The following is a 25,329-nucleotide window of genomic DNA, read 5'->3' as shown; positions in this document are numbered from 1 at the left end:
CTTTTATCAATAATTTAAAGACCTCACTAAGGAGGTGCTAAAAACTATTGTGGGTGTACGTTAGCCGCTTGAGGACCTTTAGCACCATCTTCTAGATCAAATTCTACTTCTTGACCTTCTTCTAATTGCTTGTAACCGTCGCCTTGGATTGCACGAAAGTGAACGAATACATCGTCACCATTTTCTTGCTCAATAAAACCAAAACCTTTTTTAGCGTCAAACCACTTTACTTTTCCTGTTGTAGACATAATGTCTCCTTTTAAGTTTAAAAAAATACCGAAAAACATAGACCACATTTATAACTTAGAAAAGATGAAACCATCAGTCAAACAATATAAATAGTAGCTGTATACTTTAACCAGCACGTGTATTTTAACGTAATTTTGATTCTTGCAAGGGTTAATTTAATTTAAGACTTATTTTTAGGTTTTGAACGTGAGAATTTAGGCTTTCTATCATCTCTACCTTTGCCGTCTCCTCTTCTACCGCCTTTAGAGCCACGACTATCATTACGAGAATCTTTAGAGAACTTCTTACGACCAAAGTTTCTAGCGCCTTGACTAGCGCCGCCACCAACAGTTGCTTTGTTGTTTTTTTCAGTTAACTCAGTAATGCTAAGACTCTTTCCGTTAACCATGGTTTTTTTCAACACTTCGAAAGTTTCTTTCGGCATGTCATCAGGTAAATCCACCGTTGAGAAGTTGTCAAATATTTGGATTGAGCCGATAAATGCACTATCCATATCAGCTTCATTAGCAATAGCACCAAGGATATTGCCAGGTTTAACGTTGTTACTGTTACCAACTTCGACTTTATATCGGCGCATTGGGATTTGAGGGTTATTTTTAAGCGAGTTTGCCTCTACAGGAATTATCTTTTCTTCACCAGACTTTTGACCTTTGCTAAAGCTGTTTTCTTTTTCAGATAATAGTAATGGCTCATTCCCTTGGGCGATAAATGCAAGAGCAGCAGCAATTTTAACAGCTCCTGCTTCTTCATTATTTTCTTGAAATTCAGTGACTAATTTTTCAAAAACACTTAAATTTTGATTGTTAATCGTTTCTGTAATCTTCTTTTTAAATGTATCTATACGCTTTTCGTTAATGATTTTCGCAGTAGGAAGCTCAATAGGCTCAATCTTTTGGCGAGTAACGCGCTCAATATTATTAAGCATACGTCTTTCACGGTGTGATACAAATAAGATAGCATCACCAGCACGGCCAGCACGGCCAGTTCGGCCAATACGATGTACATAAGTTTCAGCATCTTGTGGAATGTCGTAGTTAACCACGTGAGAAATTCTTGGAACATCTAGTCCACGAGCAGCAACATCAGTAGCAATTAAAATATCAATTTTGCCTTTTTTGAAGTTGTTAATCATTCGCTCACGTTGACTTTGTTGAATGTCACCATTAATTGCTTCTGCAGAGAAGCCTCTTGCAGACAATTTTTCTGCTAATTCTACGGTTAATGTCTTAGTTCTAGCGAAAATAATCATGGCATCAAACTCAGTCACTTCAAGAATTCTTGTTAGTGCGTCAAGTTTTTGATGCAATCCACCCACTAAACAATATTTTTGAGTAATTGATGGCGCCGTTTCTGTTTTCGTCTTAACTTTAACAACCTTAGGATTGTTTAAAAATTTTTCAGCAACACGTTTGATAATAGACGGCATGGTAGCTGAGAATAAGGCGATTTGACGCTGTTCTGGAATGCGCTCCATTACCCATTTAATATCATCAATAAAGCCCATCTTCAACATTTCATCCGCTTCATCTAGAACAAAAGATTTCAACTGATCAAGTTTTAAAGTGCCTTTCTTAATATGATCCATGACACGACCTGGCGTGCCAACTACACAATGTACACCACGCTTTAATGGACGTAGCTGGATATCGTATGATTGACCGCCATAAATAGGTAGTACATGAAAACCTTTCATACCGCGAGCATAAGTTTGAACTGCTTCTGATACTTGAATAGCCAGTTCGCGCGTTGGTGCTAAGATTAGTAGTTGTGGCGCATTAAGGTTTAGATCGATATTGTCTAATAATGGCAACGCAAAAGCCGCTGTCTTTCCTGTGCCTGTTTGTGCTTGGCCAATAATGTCTTCACCTTTTAAAAGGTTGGTAATACATTGCTCTTGAATAGGGGTTGGAGTTTCATAACCAAGTGAATCTAGCACACCAAGAATTGAATCGGAAAGACCTAGATCACTAAAAGTTTTTGGTGATTGGTTATCAGTAGTTTGTTCAGACATAAGAAATTATAAGACAGGCAAAGATCGCAATTATACCCATTAAGACATAGGATTAATAGGTATATATTAGGTATTTGTTATATTTGGTGACTAATGATTTAGCACTAATACCATTTAATCGAACAGCCCATTGAAGGTATCTGATCTAAAGGTCCTTGACTGGTCTTTATTACTTGACTCATGGCATCAAACAAGTCACGTTTTACATCTTTAGCAGCACTTTGTTTGCGAGAAGCGTCTAATCGACCGCGATATTGCAATTCCAAATTCGCATTATAAACTTTACACGGTAAACAGACACTACCATAGACACTAGTTCTAGACCTTTAAAAATAAGGCTTTCCAGTACTTTTTCTAATGTCTATATTTTTTTAATTTTATGACAAATTTAGCAGTTATTTTGTCTATACCTTTTGAGTGATTATTCTTTCCATTTGATAGAGCACCCCATAGAAGGGATTTGGCCTTCTGGACCTTTATCAGTTTGCGAAACTTCCTTCATCGCTTCAAACAAATCTCTACGAGTGTCTTTAGGTGCCATGTCTTTTCTTGAAGCGTCAAAGCGACCTCGATATTGCAACGTCATGTGTTTTGATAGACCAAAGAAGTCCGGTGTGCATACTGCTCCGTAGGCTTTAGCAACTTCCTGCGTTTCATCAATCAAGTATGGAAATGAAAAGTCCATTTTTTCTGAGATTTGAATCATATTCTCGGTTGAGTCCTCATCATATAAAGACTGATCATTGGACATAATTGCCACTGAATTAATACCGTATTCGTCTTTTAGTTTTCTAGTATCTTCAACAAGTCTAGGAAGAATAGCTTTGATGTAAGGGCAATGATTACAGATGAACATTACTAATAAGCCATTTTCACCAGTGGCCTTATTAAGATTCCATCTGTCCCCATAGATATCAGGTAAATCAAAGTCAATAGCAGGTGCATTGAAATCACATACAGGTGTTGTTAAGCTAATCATTTTCCCCTCCTTTGCTTTGCTATGGTGTTGTGGATCTACATACTACATTATTTCATTAAAGTTATTGACAGATTAAAGACTAACTAGTGCCGAAAGAGCAAGTGCATCAGGTAATTGTATTTTTACTCTTGGTGATCTATTTTTTAGTAATTTACCTTCAATATGCAATGATTAAATGTTTATTTATAGTTTATTGAACTTGTGCAAAAGTTAGATTTCATAAGAAGTTTAACTTATCTTTAGCACGTATTTATTTTTTCGGCTAGTCAGATGTAAGTGCTAAATTAATTTTCAAGCTTTATTAAGTGGACTCTTGTATTTAAGAAAAATAAGAAGATTGTTAGCTATGATTTGAAATATACCCAAAACTAATGGGTGATTATAATCACATAAAGATCATAATTAAAATAATAGATTGACATTTTTTTCTTTTAAAAAAACAAGAGTAAAATTTGAATCTATATAGTGTTTTAAATAAAGAGATATAATTTGTGAGAAGCGGCGCACCAAAGTTGTTAATAGTTGATGATGATTCAGAAATTTGTCATTTATTGAAACAATACCTACAAAAATCGGAGTTTAAGGCTGAGGTTGCTGCTGATGGGGTGCAAATGTTTTCAATGTTAAAAAAAGCATCATTTGACTTGATTATTTTAGATCTGATGTTGCCAGGTGAAGATGGCTTGTCTTTACTTAGAAGGCTGCGTGTGGATGCCAATATCCCTGTCATTATGTTAACTGCAATGGGAGAGGAGACGGATCGAATTATAGGTCTAGAAATGGGTGCCGATGATTATATTTCTAAGCCATTTAACCCTAGAGAATTATTGGCGCGTATTAAGAGCGTATTGCGTAGAGCTTCAATATCTAACGATATATCTAAAAATGAAAAAAGCACTAAAGCTGAATTTTCCAAATGGATACTTGATTTTAAGCAGCGTCATCTAATCACTCCAGAAGAAGTAGTTGTTCCTCTTAGTGGTGGCGAGTTCCGATTATTAAAGATTTTCATTGAAAATAGTGGCAGAACATTGAGTCGTGAACAATTGCTTGATCTTACTCAAGGAAGAGAGCATGACCCATTTGATCGTAGTATTGACGTACTAGTGGGACGCATCAGAAAAAGACTTAATGAAACCCCTAAAAATCTGAAAATTTTGCATACTGTACGTGGCGAGGGATATTTATTTTCTCCTGCAGTAAGGCTTTATTAATCATAGTATGAAAGCTATACCTCAATCACTTCATGGGCGTCTGCTAGCAATCTTATTGGTTGGGCTTATGGTGCCACAACTCTTAAGCTCCCTTTTTCATCTTTATGACAGGGATTCTGCCCTGAATCAGACGATTGGTGTAGACAGTGCAAACAAGATTAGTTCAATTGTTACATTGCTAGACTCTATTGATGCTAAATCTAGGCCTGCCATCGTTGATGCGCTCAATGGCTATCCTCTTGAAATTTCTTTAAGTGATTTTAAGGATGACTCTACTCATTCAGTATTAAGAGAAGATGAGAATAATGAGTATTTGACTGTTTTATTTCAAGAGTATTTACAGCAAAATCTCCCTCTAGGGTACGAGGTTCATGTTGAAATTGTTGAAACAAGACTCTCTTCAGAATTTGCAAGTCAGGGATCTTCAAGCGCAGCAGCCCAATTAAAAACTCAAGAGACACCTCTTTCTTTTTTAATTAAATCATTTCATGCCCAAGTAAGGCTTAAAGATGGAGCTTGGGTGGATTTCCATTACTTTTTACCTGTGAAAATTTTTGAATGGCCTATTCGTCTGGCAATGACTTTATTGGCATTGATGATTGCCGTTTTACTCTTAACATGGGTTGCAGTACGCTGGGTTACAAAGCCGCTATCTGTTTTATCTCAAGCTGCTGAAGCACTAGGAAAAGATATTAAACATCTTCCATTAGATGTCAAAGGGCCTACAGAAGTTCAACAGGCTGCCCAGGCCTTTAATACGATGCAAGAAAGACTGGTAAGATTTATTAGTGATCGTGCGCGCATTTTATCTGCAGTATCGCACGATTTAAAAACCCCAATAACGCGCCTTCGTCTTCGGGCTGAATTATTAGATGATAAAAAACTTAGTAATGAAATTAAAGGTGATCTAGATCATATGGAAAAAATGGTTCACGCTACTCTTGATTTCATGCGTGGCACACAAAAACAGGAGTTAAGGCAAAAGGTTAATTTAGAGGCTTTAATGGAAAGTTTACAAGAAGATTTTAAGTCTTTAGGTATGCCATTTGAAATCCAAGGCAAGGTGTGCAGGCCTATAAAAATTCAATTGACCTCTATTAAACGTTGTTTGACCAACCTATTAGAAAATGCATATCGATATGGAAATGGAAAAATTGTGGTTGACATGCAGGATTTCAAAAAATCTGTTCAAATTACAATACACAACAATGGCGATCCAATACCAGATGAAGAGCTAGATAAGATATTTGAACCGTTTTATCGATTGGAAAAATCTAGAAATCATAAAACCGGCGGCACTGGACTGGGGCTTGGTATTGCTAGAAATATTGCTGTTGCACATGGCGGCGATCTTAAAATAAAAAACTCCACAAAGGGTGGTATCGCTGTCTTCCTCGAGCTACCAAGATAACACCTTCTGCCAAATCCATAATCACTATTCATACTAGCTTAGTGAAATCTGTTTACATTTTGTTACAAAAGTCTGCCTTCTAGACACACTAGAATTACAATCAACTCCTATAATTTCCTGCAAGTTAAATCAGTTTGATCAGCCGACTTTTCCCTCAACTCTCCTCTTTTGTTGGGTAGTAATAATTGATTCGAATTACCTACGTTACAGGTTTAATAATTTAACCAGCATTGTTCGACTATAAAAATAATCATCAATGCCAATATGAATCTAAACAGGAGAGAAATGAAAAAAGTATTAGGGTTGGTGAGTGTAAGTTTGGTAGGTGGTATCGCATTTGTATTGTCGGGGTCATACAATGTATCAGCAACTGATAAGCATTGGGACATCACCACCAAATTACTTGAGCTAGTTAGAGACAAGTCAGTGCATTCGGCATCTGAAAACATAGTAGTTCCAGATTTAAGTTCTATTGAAATGATTTCGAATGGCGCTAAAAATTATGACGCCATGTGTGTTCAGTGTCATTTAGCACCAGGTGCACCAGGTACCGAGCTAAATCAGGCTCTATATCCAAGACCGCCAATTTTTCATCAAAATGACGATAAACACAAGCATAGTCCTGCCGAGACATTTTGGGTCATTAAAAATGGATTTAAAATGACAGGAATGCCTGCTTGGGGTGAATTCCATACCGATCAACAATTATGGGAAATGACAGCCTTTCTTCAAAAAATTAACAACATGACAGCTAATCGATATTTTGAATTGGTTGGCGAGGGTGGTCATAGTCATTCAGACAACGCAGTACATTTTGAGGCGTCTAGTGATGATGGACATAAAGAGTCATCACACAAAGATGTGGATAACAACGGACACTAATAAATTTAATATAAAAAAAGGAAATAGATATGAAAAATACAATAAGCGCAGTTTTAACAGTAGTAGTATTAATCGCCAGTGCAAATAGTACGGCAAGATGGCACAATCCGAGCCAAGGTGGCTCATCAAGTCATGGCCACTCTCAGGGTGCAGATCATTCAAAAATGTCAGCAAGTGAGCATGCAATGATGAACATGAAAGGCATGGATCATTCAAAAATGACAGCAGATGAGCTTCTAAAAATGAAAATGTCAGATATGGACCATTCAAAAATGACAGCAGATGAGCTTTCAAAGATGAATATGTCAGGTGCAGATCATCATCCAAAAGATGCTCACGGCCATTAATCTAAGAGAAAAAAGATGAATAATAAATTATTATCTCGCAGACAATTTGTCACAGGGGTGGCAATGGGTGCCACAGCATTGGCGATTAATCCAGGTATTTTATTTGCCGGCGTTGGTGGCAAGAGTGGCATAAATACCTTAAGAGGTCAGGTTTTTAATTTAAACATTGGCGAGCAAAACGTTAACTTTACCGGAACTCAACGCAGGGCTACAACGGTCAATAATTCATTGCCAGCACCTTTGTTAAGATTTAAAGAAGGTGACGATATTGTTCTACACGTTACCAATCATTTAAAGGAGTCTACTTCTATCCATTGGCATGGGTTAATTCTGCCATCAGAAATGGACGGCGTCCCCGATATCAGCAATGATTTTCATGGCATTGCACCAGGTGAGACCTTCACTTATCGCTTTAAGGCATCCCAAAGTGGCACCTATTGGTATCACTCACACTCAGGATTTCAAGAGCAAACCGGATTGTACGGCCCAATTGTGATTGACCCAATTGAAAAAGATCCTGTTAGTTACGACAAGGATTATGTGGTTATGTTGTCCGATTGGACAGATGAGAATCCAATGGATGTCTATGCAAAACTAAAAAAACTATCTCATTATTATAATTTCAATGAAAGAACGCATGAAGATTTGATGAATGATATCGATCAAAAAGGGTTGGAAAATACCTGGAATGATCGAAAAATGTGGAATCAAATGCGTATGAGCCAGCGTGATTTATCCGATGTTACAGGCTACACCTACACCTATTTGGCTAATGGTGTAACACCTGATAAAGGCTGGGTTGGGCTATTTAGCAAAGGTGAAAAAGTAAGATTAAGATTTATTAATGGTTCTGCTATGACATTCTTTGATGTAAGAATTCCTGGTCTGAAAATGACAGTAGTTTCTGCTGATGGGCAAAATATCGACCCTGTCCCTGTTGATGAATTTAGATTGGGAGTAGCGGAAACTTACGATGTTGTTGTTGAGCCAAAAGACGATAGAGCTTATACCATTTTTGCTCAAGATATCGCCAGGTCTGGCTATGCTAGAGGCACGCTTACTCCAGATATTTCGATGACTGGTGAAGTTCCAGCGTTAGATGCTGTTCCAAATTTATCCCATTCTGATATGGGTATGGATATGTCAAACATGGCTGGTATGGATCATGGATCAATGGATATGTCTAAACCATCGAAAGGTATGGACCATTCTGGTATGGACATGTCAAAACCAATGCTTGGTATGGATCATTCAAAGATGGACATGGGTAGTAAAAAAATGTCAACCATGGATTCGATGGTGACACATGTAGATACTGAGTTTGGTCCACATGTGGATATGCGCTCAGAGGCTCCGCAATATCGCTTGGATGATCCTGGTGTTGGACTGCGCAATAATGGCAGAAAGGTGTTAACTTATGCTGATTTGTATAATTTAAATATGACGCATGGGTATCCCGACCCAGATCGAGAAATTGAATTACACTTAACCGGCAATATGAGTCGCTATATGTGGTCTATTAATGGTGTAAAGTTTTCCGATGCTGAGCCGCTACAATTTAAATTTGGCGAAGTTGTGCGTATTACTTTTGTGAATGATACGATGATGAACCACCCTATGCATTTACACGGCATGTGGAGTGATTTAGAAACGGGAGACAATATGTATATCCCACGCAAACACACGGTGATTGTTCAGCCAGGCGCAAAAATTAGCTATCGCGTTAAAGTCGATGCCAAAGGTTCTTGGGCATATCATTGTCATTTACTTTATCACATGTTGGGCATGTTCCGTCGTGTGGATGTTGTATAACGAAAGAGAGATAAAATGAAAAAAATAAAAATATTAACCAGTTTGCTTTTAGGCTTATCATTCTTGGCACATGCAGGTGGCGTAGATGATGACCCAATACTAACTAAAGTGATGGGTGAAATTGAAACACGAAGCACGGCAGGCTCTAATCCTAAAGTTTGGGCTGTTGACGCTTGGGTTGGTAAAGATCTTGAAAAAATATGGATTAAAACTGAAGGTGAAAAACTTAATGGAAAAATCACTGAAGCAGAATTACAAGTTCTTTATAGTAAAGCAACTACCCCTTTCTGGGATTTGCAATATGGCATCAAAAAAGATTTCAAGCCCACGCCTAGTCGAACTTGGGGTGTAATTGCTGCCAAAGGTTTGGCGCCTTATTTGCTTGAAGTGGATGCTTCATTGTTTGTTGGTGAATCCGGACGTACCGCCGTGCGCTTAGATCTTGAGTACGAATATATGTTTAGCCAGAAATTGGTCTTATCGCCAGAAGTTGAGGTTAATTTCTTTGGAAAAGATGATGAGGTGACCGGCACAGGGAAAGGGTTATCTAATATCGAAGCAGGGCTTAGACTAAGATACGAATTAAGTCGTGAGTTTGCGCCTTATGTCGGTGTTAACTGGGGTAAAAAATATGGAAATACTGCAACTTTTGCAAATAATGAAGGTGAGGATGTTGAAGATGCTCAAATTGTTACAGGTATTCGCTTTTGGTTTTAAAGTATCCTGAAAGATACCAATGTTAAGTGATTGCTACATTGATACTGATAGATTGAAAAAAAATGGGTAAGACCTTATTGGTTATATTGGCCCTTATGATTGGTTTCTTTACGCTATTGTCCGAAAGTGAGTGGATGAAGTCAAAAAGAGTTGCTAGTCAAGATCTATTGCCTAGCTTGAATTACAAAGCTAATGTCTCTAAAGGGGAAAGTGGATATCAACAATCATGCGTAAGATGTCATGGAGAGGGTCTGATGGGAACCGGCCAAGGGCCATCGTTACTCGATAGTACATATGAGCCATTGCATCATTCAGATTTATCATTTTTTTATGCAGTTAAGAATGGCGTTAGGCAGCATCATTGGAAATTTGGCGACATGCCTATGATTACAGGCGTTCCACCTGAAAGGGTAAGTGATATTGTTGCCTATGTACGTTCTGTACAAAAACCCTCTTATAACAAATAAAAAAAACAACCAAAGGATAAAACAACAATTAAAGGAGAAAACAACATGGATAAAAAGAAAAAGATTATTAAAGGAATTTTATTTGCTTTTTCAGCGAGTTTATTAGTAACAGCAAATGCTGCACATGATGCCAATTATCATAGTAGTGGCTTTAATTGGAATGATGGCAGTAGTCAAATAGAGTCTGGTGTTGCAGATGCTAGAGCTCTAGTATCAACTACTCAGTCTGATTTAGTCAGCGCGCAAGCGGCCTATGATGCCGTAGACCCAGCTGATTTGACGTTATTAGCAGATGCGCAAGCAGCACTTGATACTGCTAACTTAACAGTATCGGATGCAATAGCAAACATAGAAACAGTAACAACTAGTACTAGAGAAGCCATGCAAGCGCAACAAGATGTTAGCATTGCTGAGCATGGCAGCTCAATGGATGGTAGCTCTGGCTCTGGTAGTATGGGCGGAGCATCAGACGGCGGACATGGGAGTGATTCAGGCTCAAGTTCAGGCGGTATGGGCGGTGGCTCAAGTTCAGGTGGCATGGGCGGCGGACGCATGTAATACAGTACGTAGTTAAATTTTTAAGGAAAATACAATGAATAAAATATTAATAACATCAGTGTTAATTTTTGGCACTCAAATGGTGCAAGCAGATGTGGCTATTGATGCCAATCATGTCCATGAAGGTCATACGCATAGGGGCGCTTTGTTTCAATCTGTATCGGCTTCAGATCGGTTAAATTTTAGAGATGAAAGTCGTAATAATATGGAGCTTATGTCGACTCAAGAAAGACAGGAATTTATGAATAATATGAATTCTGGGATGGGTCAAAATGGCATGGGGAGTGGTGGCGATATGCGTAATAAAATGCAATCAATGTCAAATGAAGATCGTCAGGCTTTTAGAGGTCAAATGCAATCAATGTCTGACCAAGATCGACAAGCTTTTAGAGAAAGCATGGGTGGCGGACAAGGTGGCTCTAGTGGTATGAGTCGTGGCGGTATGGGCGGCGGACGTGGTCGACATTAAAAAATTATTTAAAGAGGAAAGGTTATGAAGCTATTAATCGTTTTATCAAGTGCATTATTTTTAACAGGCTGCTTTGATAGTGAAGAGGCGCAGAACAATAATCAGGAAAATTTAAATGCAAATACGCCAGTAGAAAAAACCTTATCTAGTAACAATACTGATAAATCTGGACAGGCAATATTTGAAAAAAACTGTATTTCTTGCCATGGTAAAGAGGGTCAAGGACTTGTTAAAGATTGGAAGAAAAGAGATGAAAATGGCAAGTTTCCTGCGCCACCCATTAATGGCACAGCACATGCTTGGCACCATTCACCGTCAGCATTAATGAAGACTATTGATAATGGTGGTATTAAGTTAGGGGGTTGGATGCCAGCATTTAAAAATCAATTAAGTGAGGGTGAAAAACAAGCAGTATTGAATTATATTCATGATCTTTGGCCTGCTGAATTGCAGAAAAAATACGATACAAGGTTTAAATAGTGCTTAGCAGGAGGCGGTTTATTCAGTCACTGCTTGCCGTAATACTCTTACCAAAACAATCTTTTCTGAAAAAGCTTTAGTCTTAAGTTAAGTATTTTATGTAGTTAAACCGGTAATTAGCTTTAAGCCTATCTTAAGTTTCAATCAAATCGATTCACTATCCATTGAGTGAGCTGCTAATCATTTAAAGAAATATAGAGCGTCTTAAAGTGTGACTAGAAGTATCAGGCTGCTACAGATTAATGAACCGTTATACTGTATTTGTTGTTTCGTAATTAGAGCGTAAGTGTTGACTTACTTGTTCTTTTTCCTAGATCAGAAACATCATCTTGAAGTTGCTCTATATGTTGAAATTGCGCTTCACATATAGAAACTAGCTTATCCCTTTGTTTTTTGCAGTCTGACAATCGCTGTTCAAGGGTTCGTTGTTTGCGTAGTTGCTTTTTCTTGTTAAGAAGATCACTATCAATTTCTTGCTGTTTTAAATAATCTTGTATCTCGAGAACCAACAATGGGAAGCGGTCTTTTTTTAGGGCTGTAGGGTGTTTTTCAGCCTCTTTTGCTACATTATTTTGACTTATTTTAGTCCCCTTTGGAGTATTAATAGGTGTGCCAGTTTTGAGACGATTAAAGGCCTCTCTGAACATTTTTTCTGCTTTACTCATTCTATACTGCCTTTTTGTTTTTAATAATATCTAGGACCTTCTTATAACCTCGAACCTCAGCCTTTAAAGACTTGTAACGAGGAGAGTTCTCAGGCGCTCCATCCATTTGATTTTCATAGTGCGCCTTATCTTTTTTAAACTCTTGTTCTCTTGAGCTATCAATTACAAGGTCTGAACACATACTTTTTCGATTACCACCAGCACAATGGGTAATTGAATCAAATCCTCCGTATTTACAAGTTCCTTGTTTCATGCATCCACCAAGTAAATTCTTTCTGTAGCCGACTGCTCCATTTTTTTGAGCCTTTAGTAGCTTCTTCATTTCGCCTTCTTCAACAAAACGAGCAACCTCTTGAGTTATAGGTGATTTTGTGTGCGTGATTGAATCTTCTCCATACACAACTGAAGATATATTTCTCGCCATTTCAGCGTAATATTCATTTACAACCTCTTGTTCAGCCGACTGATTTAAGCGTAGCCTACCAGCATTGTTTTGATAATGAAACTGTTGTTCTCGAGTGCCATGTTTCATTTGCAGCTGCGTGGATGAAGAAGAGACTCTATTTAAAGCAAAATGAACTGCCAGGGTGCGCCTGAATTGATGAAATCCGAATTGCCAGATGTTTCCAACTTTAAACCAATCTTCTCTGATCAGAGATGGTGTAAGTGCAAGCGCTTCTTCGTAATCCTCTTGGGTGATTCGATGCTGTTCAAGATTGAAAAAACTAAAATTATCTCTGCTGATTAAATGTTGGCATGAATCATAATCCCTTGCTTTTGAAGTTCGCTCATCTTTACGCCATACATCTATTTTTTGAAAGAGATAATGTGTTTCTTTATGCTGCTTTATGTATTTAAGCTTCCACTCTAGCAATGTTTTGGCTATGGCTATAGCTCGCTCAACACGATTGCAGACAACCCAGCGATCATCGCTATCAGGGTCAGTCTTGGTGGTTTCACCTCTAAGTAGAAAGAAGTCACCCAATCTTTCATCTGTTTCTGTTATCAAACAATCAGCACGAAGTGAGGTTGCCTCATTTTTTCTCATTATCGAGTAGTAAATGACAAACATAAAGCAGCTTAACATTGTATTATTTAATAAAGAAGAAAATTGACTAATATCATATGTGTTAGAGTCTTTAATTCGCTCAACATGCCGTTCAAAAAACTTTAGTAATTTGTTTCTTTTTAAATATTGTTCAAATGTTCCGTTATATTTAATTTTATCCTTGGCACTATTTTGACTAAAAGGACTAGGATCCCTAATCCCTTTATTTTCATTTGAAATATAAGCAGAAGTTAAATAGTGAAAAAGCTTCTCAAGTTTATTTTGATTGCATTCAAAATCATCCAACACAGAGTCGAGATGTTGAATAAAGTTTGTCCAGATTCTCACTGGAATATATGGTGTTTGTCCCATTTTATAAGATGGGTCAAAAGACTTAAATAAGGTAATGCTATTTTTATTTAATAACGTGAACCCGATTTGCTCATTATTCTTGTAAAAAATGTTCAGATGAAGAACTGTTGTTACAAAAATTGATGGTGAGTCTTTGGCAATTTTTTTAGCAATTTCTTCGATAGCCTTAGGATAGCGACTTAAATCGTTAGCTTTTATTTCGTTGATGTGGCAATATCTAAAAATCTTTCGTAGAGTTAAATACCAAGCGTTTAAACTGGCATATTTTGAAGGACACAAATGGCTGTATATGAGGTAATACATAATATTTTTGAACAAGCGTTTGTTGGCGTTATCATACTCTCCAAATTGAAACTCACCCTTACCTCCAAAAGGGCGGAAGTCCCATTTATCATCTCCATATAAACTTACAATGACCTCATTTTCATCGATAGACATTACAAAATCATCTTTAGGCGGGTAATCCTTGGATTTAAAGCAGGGAGAATCCTTAGATATAAATTTAACATCTGCTTTAAATTGTAAATTTTCCATAGGATTGAGCATTTAATTTATTCCTTGTATTTTTCTAGACCATATAGAGTGATAGTGACCTTCTTCAATTCTTGCTTTGGCCTCTTCAGTCCACTCTCTATGCTTTAATTTTTTAGAGTTTTTGAACCAGTTAATTTTAATATTAGCCCAATCAATGGCAATATTTGAAGGTTTCCCCTCTTTTGTTCGGTGAGAGCTTGACTCAACAATTTTTAGGTATTTAAAACTGCACAAATTCCACACATAATCAAAAGAGTCTTCATCTCTATAATGTTTACAGCCAATACAGCCAGCTGGATTGATACAATCTGGTTTAGGAAGTTTGTTTGTTGAGTCAGTAATTTCTTTTGGAATTCCATTGCATGGTGTATTGAATAAAGATACTTTGGGTGGCCCATGTATTAAAGGGTCGTTTTTATCCCAAAAACTTCCAACTTCTATCATTGCTCTTTGTAGTGATGGAAGCTCGTATGATTGTCTAAATGTTGCAATTCCATGGTTAGCATAATCCGCTGTAGTTTGCCCATCTGAACATAGTCGCATGAGAACATTTTCACCGATTTTTCTAAAGTTCTTAGGAGGTATCCAGGGGATTTGATATTTAATGCAAATCCTCTTTAGACCGTAAGCTCTGTTGCCGATTCTTTTTTTATACCCAACTCCTTTTTTTAAAAAAGGAAAAAGCCATTTTGATTCAGGCGCATATTCGTGAATAAAATCTAGATATCGTTCAAAGTGTGGTCTGTATGGCTTTGGTATTTTAAATAGAACTTCACCGCCTCTGCGATTTTTGAACTCTCTTACCTCGTATTTTTCACCGATAGGCTTAAAGCTGAATTTTTCAATTTTAAGGTTGTATGTTGGTGAAATATTCTGAATAGTCATTGCAAGGAAAATCATGGATTCAGCAGATACTCGATTATTAAAGGCGTGAGAGGCTTCTGTATAAAAAAAGCTTTTATTTATGGGAGTATTTTTTGTGTAGCTAGGTGTTAAATTGATAGATTCTTTTAAAAACTTTCTTCTTATTTCAATTTTGATAGGAAGTGTTCCATGATTAAGATTGTTAGGTTCAAAATTAGTAGTTATGTCAAAACAAAAGGCGGCTAATTTGGAGGCATCGGTAAGCATTACTTTCTCTGCTTCACGACTAGTAGCCCTTTGTGATTTGACTGTTTTGTTTAATCGAGTGTATCTTAAGTCGAAGTTAACATCTTCAAAAGCTCCAGTAAAAATATTTCGCACAAAATAAACATATAAATATGCAGCACTCATTTTTATTTTATTATGACTATAGCGAGTGTATTGATACTCCGCATAATCATATAAGGCTGTTTCAATTTCTTCCGGGGTTGCTAGGTTTTTGTTACTCCCATCTACAAAATGGATAAACGCCTTCAATCCGCTTAAAAAGCTTTGTATCGAACGGTAAGAACTGCCGGAGTCTAGCATTTCAATCACATGCGTTTTTAGTGACAGGATGACCTTAATGCGCTCTGGGACAAGCGGTAGTTTTTGAACCTCCAAAATCCAGGAACCATTTCTTTTTATCTTTGCCCCTCCAAGGTATACAAAAGGCATTAAATTCCACACTTGCAGTTCGTTTTCTGCAATGCTTTGATGTTTAACAGTTAGGTCTGGAAGTTCGCTTGATATCAAGCCTCCTCCCCGTTTGTCAAGTTCTCGATAATGTCTTGAGATTGTTCGAGTGATCCAGTAAACATTGCCCACAAAACTTCCAAGAATTGCTCTTCAATAGGCTCGTGTTCAATAAATTTGATATATTTCCAAGTTGTGCTTTCATCTTTATGAAGCATAGATCTTTTTACAAATTCAATAGCATTTAGAGATGAAACGTCTTGAGTTTGCAATAATGCACGCATCATCATCGTTCCGAAGGTTGCTCTTAATTGGTGAAATTTAAATCGCCCAAATTCAGTATGGCCAGATTCAATTAACTCTTCCTTTAATCGATACAATAATGTGCCAAATGTTTCTTTTGTATATCTATTTCCATGAGAAGTTAAAAATATATTTCTTTGGAGCGATTTTTTAGCTTTAGAGCGCCTTAATATTGCTTCTGCGGAGTCAAAATATTCAATCAATTCAATAACCAGTGATTTGGGAAAATAAACAGCTCCATGCACATCAAACTTTGTTTCAACACCGGTCCCAGGACCAATCTCAACTCTCATGGTATTTAACAATAAAGGATCAGGGTAAGACTTCTTGAGTGTATCAATATTTAAAGTTGATATTGTTTCATGACGACAACCTGTAAGAAGAGCGGTCTTGAACATCAGGTGCAACTCATGGTTACTGTGTTTAGATAGGTGAGTCATTAGAATTTTAGTACTAGCTTGATTAATAGGGATTAATCCATCTTCTAGTAGAGTTCCTGTTCTTTTCCGGTTTGGAATAAAAAGCTCTGAAGAGACCACGTTCATAGAACGATTAAAACCAACATTGTCAAAAAAGTAGACGATTTTATTTTTATCATTAAATAAATTTGATTGTGCTTGTGCATATCCTTCGTCTGATGCCCACCGATAAAATGCTACTACATTTCTCATTGTTTGTGATGTTGTTGATGGAGCTAAAAAACCTTCATTCCTAAGCCATATTAGATATCCTCTAAATTTAAATAAACATCGTTCATATTTTTTCTTAGGAAAATGTAACCAGTGCAATCTTGCCTCTTCTAGCCAATTTGCATAACGAGATAAATGAGTCATTTCACGGTTAACAGTTTTTATATCTATTTGTTGGTCGTAATAACGAGAAAAAGCATATCGATTGACTTCATGCCATGGCTCTCCATCTGAAAAGAAAATTTGAGGAAATGATTTTTCTATTTTTCTATTAGTGTTTGGTATAAATCCATATTCTAAGTTCTCAGAAGACGGTTTGAATTCAAAAGGTTGGTGCTGTATATTTTCAAGTATTGCCATAGATTAAATGAGTTTTGAGATCTATTTCTCAATCAAAATTTAGAATAATATTAAAGTCAAAAATAAATGATTACTGAAATCTGAAAGTCATCTATCATTTTGATTAATTGTATTTTTAACTTAAAAAGTATTAAATGTCAATACATTTTGACTTTACATTATTTATATAATATATATAATATATATATTATATAAAGTATAGCAAAGCAAACAATAAGCAATAGGAGTTACATGACAGCATATAAATTTGTAAAAAAAGATTCAGACCAAGATAAAAAGAAAATGATTAGCGCTAGGGTTGATACTGAACTAATGAAGGCTTTTAAAAGGGCTAGTGCAGAGGCTAAAAATAATGGTTATAAACTTACATTTTCAGGTGTGATAGAAAGTGCTTTGGTTGAAGCTATAGGTGAATGTGAGAAAATTAGCGGGAAAAAATTTCTTATGAAAGGCGGGGATCACTACAGTATTGATTAGTATTAGTTTTACAACGTATATTGCTTAATAGATTAAATTTAGACTTATGCGAGAAAAATGTCTATAGATTGAAAGTAAAGTAGTACTGGGTATGGTTTAAATGTTTACCGTGCCAAAGAAATCAGGCGTGCAAACCGCACCATAGGCCTTAGCTATTTCTTGTGTTTCATCTATTAAGTAGGGGAAACCAAAGTTCATTTCTTTAGAAATTTTTTGCATATTTACAAAAGAATCATCTTTATACTCATCAGGATTATTTGACATGATAGCCACTGTATTTAAACCCATCTCTTTAAGCTCGGCAGTATCACGAATAATTCGATCAATAATGGCTTTTACATAGGGACAATGGTTGCAAATAAACATAACCAGCAAACCTTTTTCACCTTTACAGCTCTCTAATGTATGTAGTTGACCATCAGTACCCTTTAATTCAAAATCAAAAGCGGGCGTGTTAAAGTCACAAATAGGTGTTTGAGTGCTAACCATGAGTATTTCCTTGTTTAAATAAGATTAAGATTTTAATAAAGTTTGAATGATATGGCCTGCCATCATCAGCCCAAAAATATTAGGCATATAAGAAATTGCACCATTTACTGCTCTTGGTATGCCTTTTTCTGGCGTAGCGTCGGTAATGGTAACGGCTTTATGTGGTAGCGCTTTAATGGGTATTTCTGTTGAGTGTACAACTGGAAATTTCATGGAAGCTCGAATGTTTCGAAGTTGTTTACGCATTTCTCTTGCTAAGGCACAATTTTGAGTTTTATCCATCCGCGAAATTTTAACTTGTGTTGGGTCAAGTCTACCACCTGCACCCATACTCGAAATAATAGCCATGCCTGACTTATTGCAACTATCTATTAAGACAGTTTTATACGCAATTGCATCGATACAATCCGCCACAAAATGATAATCCTCATTCAATGCGACTTGTTGCGCTTTTTCCCGATCAATAAATTCATCGCGCTTAATGATGATAGTAGTTGGATTGATATCATGAAGTCTGTCAGCCAATACATCTACTTTTTTCAGGCCTAAAGTAGAGTTAAGCGCAATAATTTGTCGATTTAGGTCAGTTGTTTCAACGATGTCAAAATCAATTAAAGTGAGCGTGCCAATACCAGCTCGACATAAACTTTCAGCGCAAGCGCCACCTACACCACCTAAGCCAGCAATAACTACATGGGATTCAGCCAATCGGGCCAAGCCTTTTTGGCCTAATAAGATTTCAGTGCGCGCACAACTTCCAGACATTATTTTAAGCTAAACAGAGAAATAGCATTATTATCACATTGAGTGATGACAGTGTCTATTGGTATTTGTTTGAGTTGGGCAATTTCTTGCGCTACCAAGTGCAAATCACTCGGATTAGGATGATCATCAGTCTCAATAAGGATATACTCTAGTGGGCAATTTTGAACAATTTGACGCATTTTGGTTGATTTTTGATTAAGAACTTGCATGCCAAAACCTAAATAAAAACCCATACGGGTTAGTTGTTGTGCTTGAGGCTCGCTGCCAGAGAAACCGTGAATTTCACCCCTTAATTTCGAGTATTTTTTTAGTAGAAAGATAACATCTTCAGTAGCTTTGACTGCATGAATGATTAAAGGAAGATCGTATTTTTCTGCCATTATTAGTTGAGCAGTAAAAAAATGCAGTTGCTTCTCCTTGTCAATATCTTTGATGTAATCTAGTCCACATTCACCAATTGCAACTGGATTATTGCATTTAATTAAATACTCCAAATAGTCAAGCTCTGTTTGCGAGTGAGAGTCAACCATCCACGGATGAATGCCAAAAGCAAAATAAGGGTACATTTGCACATCGGTCCAATTTTGCTGGCCAATACTAGGGACTATAGCAACTGCATTTTCTGCAACGCTTTGCATGTTTTCAAAATCTAGATGCGCATGAGAATTAATCATAATTTAATAAGATAGCTTTTAAGGGATATCATAATCATCTATCATTAGTTTTGTATTAAGATTTGCTTGGAGAGAGTAAATTAGAGTTGATGTATTTATAATAAGAATATTCATCGATAAACCAACATCAAGGATTAAAAGTGATTATAATAGTCCGATTATTCTGATTGAAAATATACTCGCATTATTATGAAAACATTTAGCGCTAAAGCACATGAAGTAAAAAGAGATTGGTTCTTGGTAGACGCCGATGGTAAAACGTTAGGTCGTTTGGCATCAGAAATTGCATCTCGTCTTCGTGGAAAGCATAAAGCTGAGTACACGCCACATACAGACACTGGTGATTATATTGTTATTGTTAACGCTGAAAAGGTTAAGGTGACAGGTAAGAAATTTGATGACAAAATGTATCATCATCACACAGGCTATGTTGGAAATTTGAAATCAATTGCATTTAAAGATTTACAAGCTAAGCAACCAGAAGAAATTATCAACAAGGCTGTTAGAGGCATGTTGCCAAAGGGTCCTCTAGGCAGAGATATGTTTAGAAAAATGAAAGTATTTGCAGGTTCTGAGCATACACATGGTGCACAACAACCGCAAGTTTTAGATATTTAAGGTAAGAATTATTATGGCAAAGACAGAAACATTTTACGCAACAGGCAGAAGAAAAACATCAGTAGCTCGTGTATACATGACTAAAGGTAAAGGTGTATTCACAGTAAATAAACGTCCAATGAACGAATATTTTGGCCGTGAAACTTCTTCAATGATTATTAATCAACCGTTAGACACTGTTGAAATGAGAGATAAATTTGACTTCAACATCATTGTTACAGGTGGTGGTGATACAGGTCAAGCGGGTGCAATTCGTTTAGGTGTTACACGTGCACTAATGGAATATAACGGTGACCTAAGACCTGATTTACGTAAGGCAGGTTTTGTTACTCGTGATGCTAGAGTTGTGGAACGTAAAAAAGTTGGCCGTAAGAAGGCACGTAAGAGCGAGCAGTTCTCGAAGCGTTAAGCCTTTTTCGAAAGACAATAAAAAAACCCGCTATCAGCGGGTTTTTTGTTGCCTAAGACTTGTAGTCATATTCTGATAATTTGTTAAAGCGAATAATGGACTGTACTGTTTCGACATACTCATAACCAATTTCAGCATAATTCTCCAGCCCTTCTGCGAGTGCATGTCCTGTAATTTGAGCTTGTTGATCGCGTTTACTTTTTCGAATTTTTCTAAGTGTTGTGTACGCAGAGTTACGGTTAATAGAGCGCAAGTAGTACTCAACCCCTTTAGACAAGGATGAAAATTTAGCCACTTCATGTGTATCATCTTTGTCGCGTCTTAGGGGAACTACTCCACAGCCTTTTTCAAAGCACCAAAGACCAAAAAAATTATGATAGTGTTTGGCAAAGCGCGATCTTCCCCAATTGGATTCGTAGGCACCTTGCGCTAATATCAGAGAAGCTGGCACAATATCGACTCGGTTTAAAAGAGTGCCAATATCATTTTCTTTGACACGATAGTATCGGTATATATTCTTCAATTTGAATGAATTGATTTCACCAGTTTTAATATCATGCCTTAGCTGGATAATCTTCTCATTTTGTTTGTTAATTTCTGGCAATAGATATTCAAAAAAAGCCTGTTTACGCTGATTAACATCTTGTATTTTTTCAAAGTCAGGTGTTTTAAGTGAATTCATCCATGACTCAAGCCCCCAAAATTCATCTGCCTGAACAGATGAGGTTAATAATAATAGCGTTAGTATTGTTGACTTAAATTTCAAATTCTTCACAAGATGCGCTTAAGACATCTATTGTAAACATTTTTTCGATAGGTAAATTGAGCAGATAAGATTTAATAACTCTTATCACTCCAGCATGAGCAATAATGAGAACAGAATTAGACTTTTTAGCAGTAATTATTTTAAAAGCATTTAAAACTCGATGTTGAAAATCATACAAATCCTCAGCATTTGGTGGTTTATTTTCAATAGGACTAAGTTTAAATGCGTCAACTAAATCTTGTCCAATTTGCATTGAGCTTTGACCTTGCCAATCGCCAAAGCCTAATTCTAAAAAATTATCTACAATTTCTAGTGATGATTTTTGTTGTTGATGCAAGTGTTGAGCGAATGATTGACAGCGAAGAAGGGGTGAGGTGATGATTAGATCCCATGACTGGTTTTGAGTGGCATCTAGCATTTGCTGCCAACCTTTCTCAGTTAGCGGATCATCTTGGTTGCCACGATAGATGCGACCGCCAACTGGCTCTCCGTGGCGCAGAAGACTAAGCTTCATTCATCAATTTGTTCTCGTGACATTAGATGGTTAACTGCTTGAGTTGGACTCGCTTTGCCTAGAGTAACCAGATGCACTTGCTCGCAAATTGGCATCTCTACTTGCTGCTCAACAGCAATTGATAGAATGAGATCTAGTGTATTCAAACCTTCCACTGTGGCGCCCACATTATTGAGTGCTTGTTCTATATTATTACCTTTAGCCAACTCTTTACCAAAGCGCCTATTTCTAGATAAATCATCAGAACAGGTTAATACTAAATCTCCTAAACCAGATAACCCAACGAAAGTAGATTCGTTAGCATTCATACTTTTACCTAAGCGGGTCATTTCAGCTAAGCCACGAGTAATTAAAGCAGCTTGAGTATTGATTCCGTAGCCCAATCCTGAAGCGATTCCGGCGGCAATTGCAAGTATGTTTTTAACACTTCCACCAATTTCAACTCCAATAATATCTTCGTTGGTATAGGCACGCAAAGTCTTTGTCTGTATTAAATCAGCCCAATGCTTTCGAGTATTTTTATCTTTAGAAGCTGAAACCAAAGCTGTTGGTTTTTGGCTGGCCACTTCAAAGGCAAAACTAGGTCCAGATAAAACACAGCCATGATAATCTGGCAAGATACGCTCGAAGCTTTGATACAAAAAACAATTAGCAGAAGTATCAAAGCCTTTAGTTGCCCAAGCTATTTGCTGTTTTTTATCTAGCAAAGGCTTTAAGGTCTGTAATACTTCGCTAAAAGCATAGCTTGGTGTTGCGATTAAAATATTGTTACATTGAGCTAGTTCAGCATAACCATATACAATTTGAATATTGCCGGTGTAAGGTTTGGGAAGGGCGGGGTGTTGGGGTTGTAATGAACTCGCTTCCAGCTGCGTATGAGCATGAAGATAAATAGTGTCAAACTTTTCGCTTAGAACAATAGCTAGTGCACTTCCCCAAGCACCAGCACCAATAATACTAAGATTATTATTCATTATTAGGCTAACATTTTATCTAATTTGCCTGACTGATCCGCAGCAGATAGATCATCAAAGCCACCTATATGAACGCCATTGATAAAAACTTGAGGCACGGTATTTCTACCAGTAAGATCCATGACTTCATCCCAATCACTTGGGCTTTTAACATAGTGCTTTGTAAATGGAATACCTCTGCTTTCTAATAATTGATAAGCACGTTGGCAAAAAGGGCAAGAATCACTGCAATAAATTTTATTTTTTTTCATTTTTTTATCCTTTTAATATTAGAGTTTAATAGGAAGCTTTGCTTTTTTCCAAGCTTGAAAACCACCTTTAAGGTTGTATACATTTTCATATTCATGGCGAGTTAATAGTCCAGCAATGTGAGCTGCTCGTGAACCACTTCGACAGTAAACTAAAATATTTTTATCCTTATCAAGCCTATCTAGTTGAGATTTAACATCGCTTAAGGGGATGTGAGTATCGTTGGAAATGTAGCCATTTTTCCTTTCTTTCTTTTCCCTAACATCTAAAATAATCAGATTGTCATCATCCATGAGTGATGTTGCAGCATTGACATCTATATCTTCATATTTTTTTAGTTTGTCAGCAACAATGTTGCCAATTAGTAACGCCACTAAGATAATTAGGGTGATAGTTGTGAACAACTGATCCTCAGCAAATAAAAAATTAATAATTTCCATAGTTATTGTGTTTTTCCTTGTAAAAAGTTATTTAACATCTCATGACCTTGTTCTGTCAAGATAGATTCAGGGTGAAATTGTACACCTTCAAGTGCAAATTCTTTGTGTCTAATGCCCATAATTTCATCCACACCACTTTCGCTATTTTCAGTCCAGGCAGTAATTTCAAAACAACTTGGTAGTGTAGTTTGATCAGCTACCAAAGAATGATAGCGTGTTGCGTTGAGGGGATTTTTAAGATCAGTAAACATGCCTTTTTTAGTATGATGAACCTTTGAAACTTTACCATGCATGATTTTTTTAGCACCGATAATGTCGCCGCCAAATGCCTGAACCATAGCCTGAAAACCAAGACAAACGCCCATCATAGGTATCTTTCCACTAAAGTGTTTAATGGCTTCAATGGAGATTCCAGCCTCATTAGGTGTGCAAGGACCTGGTGAGATGACTAAAAATTCAGGCTTTAGCGCTTCAATTTCTTTAAGCGTTATTTCGTCGTTACGATGAACTTCAACCACTTGTCCTAGCTCGCCAAAATACTGCACCAGGTTATAGGTAAAAGAGTCGTAATTGTCAATCATAAGTAACATAATGAGGCCTATTTTACCGCTAAAAAGGAAGCAAAGTTAAGGCACTGAAAATGACAGGCATGAGAGGTAAATCCTGCTTGATCAAAGCGCTTGAAGTGCGTTGATTGACTATCAGTAATTAATACATTTTCAATAGATTGGCGTTTGGCAGCAATTTCAAGTTCGCTATAGCCATTTGCACGCTTAAAATCTAGATGCAATTCGGTCATTTGCTGTTGTTTTTGCTGGTCCTCAAAGTGAATTTTTTCTGAGACGATAAGCGCCCCACCTTTATTAAGACCTTGGTATATTTTATCTATCAAAGCTTGTCTATTTTCTGGCGAGATAAATTGTAAGGTTAAGTTCAACACAATGAGAGAGGCATTCTCTATCTTAAGTGTTTCGATGTCTGCACAAATTATTTGTACATTGTCAATTTTTCCTTTTAGAGTTTTGGTGCATTTTTCCACCATGCTGGAGGAGTTATCTACAGCAATAATATGTGTATTCTTATGTGTATTGTTGATAGCTAGTGCAGTCGATGTGGCACCGGTTGAAGCACCTAAATCGTAGTAGTTTGTATCGTCTTGGCCATAGGTTTTGACGCATAATCCAATCATCTCAATCATTGATTGATAACCAGGCACACTTCGTCTAACCATGTCATCAAAAACATCAGCTACTTTTGCATCAAAAGTGAAATCTACTAAGTCACTTTTTTGACTAAAAATTTGATCACGCATACAGCTCTTCCATAAAAAACTCACTCACTAATAATTTGGTCTCGCCAATGGTAAAGGTTGACCTTCTTCCCCAGATATTATCAATGTGTGTAACCTGCATTAGACCACGTTTAATACTGGGGTCGTTAAATAAAACCTCGCCCAAAGGCTTGGAGCCAATATTTAGAATCTCTTGAGTATCATCAGTAAGGGGGATAACAGAACGTGCAAAAACCATAACTTTTCCATTGCCTAATAACTCCACCTCTCGAATTGTGTAGGCTTGATGAGCATTAATAACCTTGATTTCATGAGCATGAGGGGTGAGCTCTTGTTGTGATAATACATGCACTGAAAAATCAGAAAATTGTTGTTTTAATTTAGCCGTTAATGAGGCGTTGTCATCCAGCCAAAGCTGAACAGCTACAGGTGCTTTTTGGACCAGTGTTAAGTCTTGCCAAAAGAGGTTGCGAGTATCAATCATGCTAACATTTTAT

The 25,329-nt window shown here is 36.9% G+C and carries 30 protein-coding genes and 2 pseudogenes; 13 read left to right on the top strand and 19 right to left on the bottom strand.

From position 1 onward, the window contains the following. Window positions 1–44 precede the first annotated feature (44 nt). The 4 genes and pseudogenes from N9Y32_00400 to N9Y32_00385 all read right to left on the bottom strand — a co-directional run bounded on the left by N9Y32_00400 (window position 45) and on the right by N9Y32_00385 (window position 3,239). Window positions 45–248: a cold-shock protein gene (locus N9Y32_00400; GenBank protein ID MDB2589480.1), complete on the bottom strand. Its 204-nt coding sequence runs from the start codon at window positions 246–248 to the stop codon at window positions 45–47. A gap of 161 nt (window positions 249–409) precedes the next feature. Further along, entirely contained in the window at window positions 410–2,260 is a 1,851-nt protein-coding gene (locus N9Y32_00395; protein MDB2589479.1) for a DEAD/DEAH box helicase, read from the bottom strand. A 104-nt stretch (window positions 2,261–2,364) separates the two neighbouring features. Further along, window positions 2,365–2,568 (bottom strand): annotated as a pseudogene (locus N9Y32_00390) (thioredoxin family protein). Window positions 2,569–2,681: 113 nt separating this feature from the next. Beyond that, complete coding sequence (locus N9Y32_00385; protein ID MDB2589478.1) at window positions 2,682–3,239, bottom strand: thioredoxin family protein; 558 nt, start codon at window positions 3,237–3,239, stop codon at window positions 2,682–2,684. Window positions 3,240–3,730: 491 nt separating this feature from the next. On the opposite strand from N9Y32_00385, the gene N9Y32_00380 reads away from it, so the two are divergent. The 10 genes from N9Y32_00380 (at window position 3,731) to N9Y32_00335 (ending at window position 11,596) form a co-directional block, all read left to right on the top strand. Further along, window positions 3,731–4,453, top strand: a complete 723-nt coding sequence (locus N9Y32_00380) for a response regulator (GenBank protein MDB2589477.1) — start codon at window positions 3,731–3,733, stop codon at window positions 4,451–4,453. A gap of 7 nt (window positions 4,454–4,460) precedes the next feature. After that, window positions 4,461–5,864, top strand: coding sequence for an ATP-binding protein (locus N9Y32_00375; protein ID MDB2589476.1), 1,404 nt, complete (start codon window positions 4,461–4,463; stop codon window positions 5,862–5,864). Between the two features lie 285 nt (window positions 5,865–6,149). Continuing rightward, on the top strand, window positions 6,150–6,746 hold the full coding sequence (locus N9Y32_00370; GenBank protein MDB2589475.1) for a cytochrome c: 597 nt from the start codon (window positions 6,150–6,152) through the stop codon (window positions 6,744–6,746). Window positions 6,747–6,775: 29 nt separating this feature from the next. Further along, a complete protein-coding gene (locus N9Y32_00365) occupies window positions 6,776–7,093 on the top strand; it encodes a hypothetical protein (GenBank protein ID MDB2589474.1) in 318 nt (105 codons plus the stop codon). Window positions 7,094–7,108: 15 nt separating this feature from the next. After that, on the top strand, window positions 7,109–8,905 hold the full coding sequence (locus tag N9Y32_00360) for a copper resistance system multicopper oxidase (protein ID MDB2589473.1): 1,797 nt from the start codon (window positions 7,109–7,111) through the stop codon (window positions 8,903–8,905). 15 nt (window positions 8,906–8,920) lie between these two features. Continuing rightward, window positions 8,921–9,622, top strand: a complete 702-nt coding sequence (locus N9Y32_00355; protein ID MDB2589472.1) for a copper resistance protein B — start codon at window positions 8,921–8,923, stop codon at window positions 9,620–9,622. A gap of 134 nt (window positions 9,623–9,756) precedes the next feature. After that, window positions 9,757–10,089: a cytochrome c gene (locus N9Y32_00350; GenBank protein MDB2589471.1), complete on the top strand. Its 333-nt coding sequence runs from the start codon at window positions 9,757–9,759 to the stop codon at window positions 10,087–10,089. A gap of 45 nt (window positions 10,090–10,134) precedes the next feature. Next, the gene (locus tag N9Y32_00345) at window positions 10,135–10,647 is read left to right on the top strand and encodes a hypothetical protein (GenBank protein MDB2589470.1); all 513 of its coding nucleotides are present in this window, start codon (window positions 10,135–10,137) and stop codon (window positions 10,645–10,647) included. 34 nt (window positions 10,648–10,681) lie between these two features. Further along, window positions 10,682–11,116: a hypothetical protein gene (locus tag N9Y32_00340; GenBank protein ID MDB2589469.1), complete on the top strand. Its 435-nt coding sequence runs from the start codon at window positions 10,682–10,684 to the stop codon at window positions 11,114–11,116. Between the two features lie 24 nt (window positions 11,117–11,140). Then, window positions 11,141–11,596, top strand: coding sequence for a cytochrome c (locus N9Y32_00335; protein ID MDB2589468.1), 456 nt, complete (start codon window positions 11,141–11,143; stop codon window positions 11,594–11,596). A gap of 275 nt (window positions 11,597–11,871) precedes the next feature. On the opposite strand, the gene N9Y32_00330 is transcribed toward N9Y32_00335, so the two are convergent. Genes N9Y32_00330 through N9Y32_00315 form a run of 4 tightly spaced genes read right to left on the bottom strand, consistent with a single transcriptional unit; the run spans window position 11,872 to window position 17,166 of the window. After that, entirely contained in the window at window positions 11,872–12,261 is a 390-nt protein-coding gene (locus N9Y32_00330) for a hypothetical protein (protein ID MDB2589467.1), read from the bottom strand. A 1-nt stretch (window position 12,262) separates the two neighbouring features. Beyond that, window positions 12,263–14,215: a hypothetical protein gene (locus N9Y32_00325; GenBank protein MDB2589466.1), complete on the bottom strand. Its 1,953-nt coding sequence runs from the start codon at window positions 14,213–14,215 to the stop codon at window positions 12,263–12,265. Window positions 14,216–14,227: 12 nt separating this feature from the next. After that, window positions 14,228–15,874: a hypothetical protein gene (locus tag N9Y32_00320; protein MDB2589465.1), complete on the bottom strand. Its 1,647-nt coding sequence runs from the start codon at window positions 15,872–15,874 to the stop codon at window positions 14,228–14,230. Then, a complete protein-coding gene (locus N9Y32_00315; protein MDB2589464.1) occupies window positions 15,871–17,166 on the bottom strand; it encodes a site-specific integrase in 1,296 nt (431 codons plus the stop codon). Before N9Y32_00315 ends, N9Y32_00320 begins: the two co-directional genes overlap by 4 nt. 231 nt (window positions 17,167–17,397) lie before the next feature. On the opposite strand from N9Y32_00315, the gene N9Y32_00310 reads away from it, so the two are divergent. Continuing rightward, complete coding sequence (locus N9Y32_00310) at window positions 17,398–17,643, top strand: hypothetical protein (GenBank protein MDB2589463.1); 246 nt, start codon at window positions 17,398–17,400, stop codon at window positions 17,641–17,643. Between the two features lie 111 nt (window positions 17,644–17,754). Here N9Y32_00310 and N9Y32_00305 read toward each other — a convergent pair. The 3 genes and pseudogenes from N9Y32_00305 to N9Y32_00295 form a co-directional block, all read right to left on the bottom strand. Next, window positions 17,755–18,132: pseudogene (locus N9Y32_00305) on the bottom strand (thioredoxin family protein). A 24-nt stretch (window positions 18,133–18,156) separates the two neighbouring features. Next, window positions 18,157–18,897 carry a tRNA threonylcarbamoyladenosine dehydratase gene (locus tag N9Y32_00300; protein ID MDB2589462.1) on the bottom strand — a complete coding sequence of 247 codons (741 nt, stop codon included), beginning with the start codon at window positions 18,895–18,897 and terminating at the stop codon, window positions 18,157–18,159. Then, on the bottom strand, window positions 18,897–19,571 hold the full coding sequence (locus N9Y32_00295) for a TatD family hydrolase (protein MDB2589461.1): 675 nt from the start codon (window positions 19,569–19,571) through the stop codon (window positions 18,897–18,899). Before N9Y32_00295 ends, N9Y32_00300 begins: the two co-directional genes overlap by 1 nt. A 189-nt stretch (window positions 19,572–19,760) precedes the next feature. Between N9Y32_00295 and rplM the strand changes: the two genes are divergently transcribed. Further along, window positions 19,761–20,189: a 50S ribosomal protein L13 gene (gene rplM, locus N9Y32_00290; GenBank protein ID MDB2589460.1), complete on the top strand. Its 429-nt coding sequence runs from the start codon at window positions 19,761–19,763 to the stop codon at window positions 20,187–20,189. Between the two features lie 13 nt (window positions 20,190–20,202). Further along, window positions 20,203–20,598: a 30S ribosomal protein S9 gene (rpsI, locus tag N9Y32_00285; protein MDB2589459.1), complete on the top strand. Its 396-nt coding sequence runs from the start codon at window positions 20,203–20,205 to the stop codon at window positions 20,596–20,598. 52 nt (window positions 20,599–20,650) lie between these two features. Here rpsI and N9Y32_00280 read toward each other — a convergent pair whose 3' ends face one another. The 8 genes from N9Y32_00280 to N9Y32_00245 are packed head-to-tail and all read right to left on the bottom strand — an operon-like array spanning window position 20,651 to window position 25,316. Next, the gene (locus N9Y32_00280) at window positions 20,651–21,364 is read right to left on the bottom strand and encodes a glucosaminidase domain-containing protein (GenBank protein ID MDB2589458.1); all 714 of its coding nucleotides are present in this window, start codon (window positions 21,362–21,364) and stop codon (window positions 20,651–20,653) included. Continuing rightward, window positions 21,354–21,878 (bottom strand): histidine phosphatase family protein, encoded by a 525-nt coding sequence (locus N9Y32_00275; GenBank protein MDB2589457.1) that lies wholly within the window; start codon window positions 21,876–21,878, stop codon window positions 21,354–21,356. Before N9Y32_00275 ends, N9Y32_00280 begins: the two co-directional genes overlap by 11 nt. After that, entirely contained in the window at window positions 21,875–22,852 is a 978-nt protein-coding gene (locus N9Y32_00270) for an NAD(P)-dependent glycerol-3-phosphate dehydrogenase (GenBank protein ID MDB2589456.1), read from the bottom strand. The genes N9Y32_00275 and N9Y32_00270 overlap by 4 nt, the downstream gene beginning before the upstream one ends. Window positions 22,853–22,854: 2 nt before the next feature. Next, window positions 22,855–23,103, bottom strand: coding sequence for a glutaredoxin (locus tag N9Y32_00265; protein MDB2589455.1), 249 nt, complete (start codon window positions 23,101–23,103; stop codon window positions 22,855–22,857). Between the two features lie 18 nt (window positions 23,104–23,121). Continuing rightward, window positions 23,122–23,541 carry a rhodanese-like domain-containing protein gene (locus N9Y32_00260; GenBank protein ID MDB2589454.1) on the bottom strand — a complete coding sequence of 140 codons (420 nt, stop codon included), beginning with the start codon at window positions 23,539–23,541 and terminating at the stop codon, window positions 23,122–23,124. A gap of 2 nt (window positions 23,542–23,543) precedes the next feature. Continuing rightward, window positions 23,544–24,131, bottom strand: coding sequence for an aminodeoxychorismate/anthranilate synthase component II (locus N9Y32_00255; GenBank protein MDB2589453.1), 588 nt, complete (start codon window positions 24,129–24,131; stop codon window positions 23,544–23,546). An 8-nt stretch (window positions 24,132–24,139) separates the two neighbouring features. Next, window positions 24,140–24,853 (bottom strand): carboxy-S-adenosyl-L-methionine synthase CmoA, encoded by a 714-nt coding sequence (cmoA, locus tag N9Y32_00250; protein MDB2589452.1) that lies wholly within the window; start codon window positions 24,851–24,853, stop codon window positions 24,140–24,142. Then, window positions 24,846–25,316, bottom strand: a complete 471-nt coding sequence (locus N9Y32_00245; protein ID MDB2589451.1) for a chorismate lyase — start codon at window positions 25,314–25,316, stop codon at window positions 24,846–24,848. Before N9Y32_00245 ends, cmoA begins: the two co-directional genes overlap by 8 nt. Window positions 25,317–25,329 lie beyond the last annotated feature (13 nt).

It is taken from the genome of Candidatus Thioglobus sp. (genome assembly GCA_028228555.1).
Classification (GTDB): Bacteria; Pseudomonadota; Gammaproteobacteria; order PS1; family Pseudothioglobaceae; genus Thioglobus_A.
This window is presented reverse-complemented; position numbering and strand designations above follow the sequence as displayed.

What these genes read in the sequence shown, in the direction of transcription:
- N9Y32_00400 (MDB2589480.1), bottom strand. Translation starts at nt 248, where the DNA reads ATGTCTACAACAGGAAAAGTAAAGTGGTTTGACGCTAAAAAAGGTTTT.
- N9Y32_00395 (MDB2589479.1), bottom strand. Translation starts at nt 2,260, where the DNA reads ATGTCTGAACAAACTACTGATAACCAATCACCAAAAACTTTTAGTGAT.
- N9Y32_00385 (MDB2589478.1), bottom strand. Translation starts at nt 3,239, where the DNA reads ATGATTAGCTTAACAACACCTGTATGTGATTTCAATGCACCTGCTATT.
- N9Y32_00375 (MDB2589476.1), top strand. Translation starts at nt 4,461, where the DNA reads ATGAAAGCTATACCTCAATCACTTCATGGGCGTCTGCTAGCAATCTTA.
- N9Y32_00370 (MDB2589475.1), top strand. Translation starts at nt 6,150, where the DNA reads ATGAAAAAAGTATTAGGGTTGGTGAGTGTAAGTTTGGTAGGTGGTATC.
- N9Y32_00365 (MDB2589474.1), top strand. Translation starts at nt 6,776, where the DNA reads ATGAAAAATACAATAAGCGCAGTTTTAACAGTAGTAGTATTAATCGCC.
- N9Y32_00360 (MDB2589473.1), top strand. Translation starts at nt 7,109, where the DNA reads ATGAATAATAAATTATTATCTCGCAGACAATTTGTCACAGGGGTGGCA.
- N9Y32_00355 (MDB2589472.1), top strand. Translation starts at nt 8,921, where the DNA reads ATGAAAAAAATAAAAATATTAACCAGTTTGCTTTTAGGCTTATCATTC.
- N9Y32_00350 (MDB2589471.1), top strand. Translation starts at nt 9,757, where the DNA reads ATGAAGTCAAAAAGAGTTGCTAGTCAAGATCTATTGCCTAGCTTGAAT.
- N9Y32_00345 (MDB2589470.1), top strand. Translation starts at nt 10,135, where the DNA reads ATGGATAAAAAGAAAAAGATTATTAAAGGAATTTTATTTGCTTTTTCA.
- N9Y32_00340 (MDB2589469.1), top strand. Translation starts at nt 10,682, where the DNA reads ATGAATAAAATATTAATAACATCAGTGTTAATTTTTGGCACTCAAATG.
- N9Y32_00335 (MDB2589468.1), top strand. Translation starts at nt 11,141, where the DNA reads ATGAAGCTATTAATCGTTTTATCAAGTGCATTATTTTTAACAGGCTGC.
- N9Y32_00330 (MDB2589467.1), bottom strand. Translation starts at nt 12,261, where the DNA reads ATGAGTAAAGCAGAAAAAATGTTCAGAGAGGCCTTTAATCGTCTCAAA.
- N9Y32_00325 (MDB2589466.1), bottom strand. Translation starts at nt 14,215, where the DNA reads ATGGAAAATTTACAATTTAAAGCAGATGTTAAATTTATATCTAAGGAT.
- N9Y32_00315 (MDB2589464.1), bottom strand. Translation starts at nt 17,166, where the DNA reads ATGGCAATACTTGAAAATATACAGCACCAACCTTTTGAATTCAAACCG.
- N9Y32_00310 (MDB2589463.1), top strand. Translation starts at nt 17,398, where the DNA reads ATGACAGCATATAAATTTGTAAAAAAAGATTCAGACCAAGATAAAAAG.
- N9Y32_00300 (MDB2589462.1), bottom strand. Translation starts at nt 18,897, where the DNA reads ATGTCTGGAAGTTGTGCGCGCACTGAAATCTTATTAGGCCAAAAAGGC.
- N9Y32_00295 (MDB2589461.1), bottom strand. Translation starts at nt 19,571, where the DNA reads ATGATTAATTCTCATGCGCATCTAGATTTTGAAAACATGCAAAGCGTT.
- rplM (MDB2589460.1), top strand. Translation starts at nt 19,761, where the DNA reads ATGAAAACATTTAGCGCTAAAGCACATGAAGTAAAAAGAGATTGGTTC.
- rpsI (MDB2589459.1), top strand. Translation starts at nt 20,203, where the DNA reads ATGGCAAAGACAGAAACATTTTACGCAACAGGCAGAAGAAAAACATCA.
- N9Y32_00275 (MDB2589457.1), bottom strand. Translation starts at nt 21,878, where the DNA reads ATGAAGCTTAGTCTTCTGCGCCACGGAGAGCCAGTTGGCGGTCGCATC.
- N9Y32_00270 (MDB2589456.1), bottom strand. Translation starts at nt 22,852, where the DNA reads ATGAATAATAATCTTAGTATTATTGGTGCTGGTGCTTGGGGAAGTGCA.
- N9Y32_00265 (MDB2589455.1), bottom strand. Translation starts at nt 23,103, where the DNA reads ATGAAAAAAAATAAAATTTATTGCAGTGATTCTTGCCCTTTTTGCCAA.
- N9Y32_00260 (MDB2589454.1), bottom strand. Translation starts at nt 23,541, where the DNA reads ATGGAAATTATTAATTTTTTATTTGCTGAGGATCAGTTGTTCACAACT.
- N9Y32_00255 (MDB2589453.1), bottom strand. Translation starts at nt 24,131, where the DNA reads ATGTTACTTATGATTGACAATTACGACTCTTTTACCTATAACCTGGTG.
- cmoA (MDB2589452.1), bottom strand. Translation starts at nt 24,853, where the DNA reads ATGCGTGATCAAATTTTTAGTCAAAAAAGTGACTTAGTAGATTTCACT.
- N9Y32_00245 (MDB2589451.1), bottom strand. Translation starts at nt 25,316, where the DNA reads ATGATTGATACTCGCAACCTCTTTTGGCAAGACTTAACACTGGTCCAA.